Source organism: Treponema sp. R8-4-B8, assembly GCF_054786175.1.
On sequence record NZ_BDHE01000252.1, the window covers coordinates 1 to 600 of the forward strand.

General features: G+C 42.2%; 2 protein-coding genes. One reads left to right on the top strand and one right to left on the bottom strand.

What is annotated here, in order from left to right:
* Positions 1 to 395 (top strand): putative metalloprotease CJM1_0395 family protein (locus ACYVRA_RS08225; protein ID WP_461252244.1); only part of this gene is annotated, 395 nt, incomplete at its 5' end.
* Here the strand turns inward: ACYVRA_RS08225 and ACYVRA_RS08230 are convergent.
* A partial coding sequence (locus ACYVRA_RS08230; protein ID WP_461252245.1) for a hypothetical protein occupies positions 396 to 600 on the bottom strand: 205 nt, incomplete at its 5' end.

Sequence of the window (600 nt, forward strand, 5' to 3'; positions counted from 1 at the left end):
AACTCAAAAAAATAGACAAAAAGGTTCATGTTCACGAACAGGCTCATTTAAGCGCAGCTGGTGGCTATGCCAGAGGAGGCGCAAATTACGATTATGTAACAGGACCAGATGGCAATAGATATGCAAACTCAGGACATGTAAATCTTGATACGGGCAGAGAAAAAACTCCGGAAGCAACCATAATAAAAGCAAATATAATTCAAAAAGCCGCTCTTGCCCCAGCAGATCCTTCGCCATCGGACAGGCAAATAGCAGCCAATGCCGCAAAAATGGCAGCAGATGCCCAAAAAGAAATTGCAGAAGAACATAAGTCTAAATTGAAAGGCTCCAAAGCTGAAACACAACAAGACAGCCCTGATGCGCCACAAGCAAAGGTTAAAGAAGCTACCAGCTAATTATTTCTTTTTCTTTTTGTAATCAATTTCTGGGCGCAAAACCTGACCAATGGTCACTAAAAGCGAAACTATGGATTCCTTGTGGTCTCCAGAAATATCAAAAGCGGAAACCCCGCCGTAGCCATTTGATTTAACAGCTTCGGCAATTGCCTTAACAGAGGGAATGCCGTTGAAAACTATGGTTTCATTTTCGTTAACTGCAACT